The organism is Pseudoalteromonas sp. BSi20439 (assembly GCF_000241165.1).
GTDB lineage: Bacteria > Pseudomonadota > Gammaproteobacteria > Enterobacterales > Alteromonadaceae > Pseudoalteromonas.
This window is the reverse complement of the sequence record NZ_BADW01000234.1, coordinates 1-1,573: the sequence shown is the minus strand read 5'-3', so window position 1 is coordinate 1,573 and position 1,573 is coordinate 1. Positions and strand designations below refer to the sequence as shown.

The 1,573-nt window shown below is 36.9% G+C and carries 2 protein-coding genes; one reads left to right on the top strand and one right to left on the bottom strand.

Annotated features, from left to right (window positions below; translation table 11 throughout):
* Positions 1–76: 76 nt before the first annotated feature.
* Complete coding sequence (cysK, locus tag P20439_RS17870; RefSeq protein ID WP_008468878.1) at positions 77–1,045, bottom strand: cysteine synthase A; 969 nt, start codon at positions 1,043–1,045, stop codon at positions 77–79.
* Between the two features lie 381 nt (positions 1,046–1,426).
* On the opposite strand from cysK, the gene P20439_RS18025 reads away from it, so the two are divergent.
* The coding region (locus P20439_RS18025) for a transposase family protein (RefSeq protein ID WP_138956977.1) at positions 1,427–1,573 on the top strand (147 nt) is incomplete at its 3' end.

The window sequence follows — 1,573 nt, the reverse complement described above, 5'->3', positions numbered from 1 at the left end:
TAGCCGTGTAGTAACTTATTAAAAAAGCAATAAAAAAGGATGTTAAAAAACATCCTTTTTTAATCAGAACGCTCGATTATTGCACAAGCTCTTGTTCGCTAAACTCTTCGTCAAACATCGGGCTTGATAAGTAACGCTCTGTTGCACTTGGCAAAATAACCACAATATTTTTATCTGCATTTTCAGGACGTTCAGCAATACGCTTCGCTGCAACCACAGCTGCACCTGATGAAATACCAACTAAAATCCCTTCTTTTTTCATTAGCTCGTGACACATTGCTATACATTCTTCATTAGAGACTTGCTCTACACCATCAATTATTGATAGGTCTAAATTCCCAGGAATAAAGCCTGCACCAATACCTTGAATCTTATGTGGCCCAGGTTTTACTTCTTCACCAGCAAGTGTTTGGCTAATTACCGGAGAGTGGCTTGGCTCTACAGCGATTGATTTTACATTTAAGCCTTTTTCTTTTTTAAGATAACGGCTTACACCTGTGATAGTTCCACCAGTACCAACGCCTGCAACAAAGAAATCGATTTTGCCATCAAGTGCATCAAAGATTTCTGGGCCAGTTGTTTCAAAGTGAATTTTAGGGTTTGCAGGGTTTTCAAATTGTTGTAATAAAATAAACTTTTCAGGGGCTGATGCTTGAATTTCTTTGGCCTGAGCAATAGCACCGTTCATACCTTTAGCACCGTCTGTTAGTACAAGATTAGCACCGAGTGCTTTTAATAGCTTACGACGTTCTAAGCTCATGGTGTTTGGCATTGTAAGCGTTAATTTGTAGCCGCGTGAGGCTGCTACAAATGCCAGTGCAATGCCCGTGTTACCTGATGTTGGCTCTATAAGCTCTTTATCTTTGGTAAGTTGACCTGATTTTTCAGCTTCCCAAATCATCGATGCACCAATACGGCATTTAATACTAAAGCTTGGGTTACGCGACTCAATTTTAGCGTATACATTCCCACCTGTAACACGGTTAAGTTTTACCAACGGTGTGTTACCGATGCTTAGTGAGTTATCTTCAAAAATAGTAGACATAATGTTCCTTTAGGTACAATCTGATCAACACATTAACAGTTAGTCTGTTAACTTTATAAGCCTACTTTACTGTGAGATAAAAAAAGTTAAAGTAAGCTTTGGCTATAACATATATTAATTCCGCTTATAACGGATTGAACTAAAAACTCAACCTATTATTTTTTTAGTTATTAAAAAAGGTGAACTTGAAGCCATTTGTTCGTTTTTAACTTTGTACTGTATTTTTTGTTTATGTAGTCGTTATTTAAACAAATCAACACTACATACTTATATTTTGTTGGTTAATTGTGCAAATGAACACGGCAAGATCATTATAAATTGAACTTATAGAATATGTAGTGATCAGATCAAGGCATAATAATCACCTTGGTCACGTAAAATATGAGCGCTACTTTTCTGAAACACTTTAATTCAATTACCGATCCTCGCATTGAACGCTGTAAAAAGCATGAGCTTATCGATATTCTCCTTTTAGCCATTAGTGCAGTAATCTCCGGTGCACAAGGATGGGAGGATATTGAAGATTTT

What these genes read in the sequence shown, in the direction of transcription:
- cysK (WP_008468878.1), bottom strand. Translation starts at nt 1,045, where the DNA reads ATGTCTACTATTTTTGAAGATAACTCACTAAGCATCGGTAACACACCG.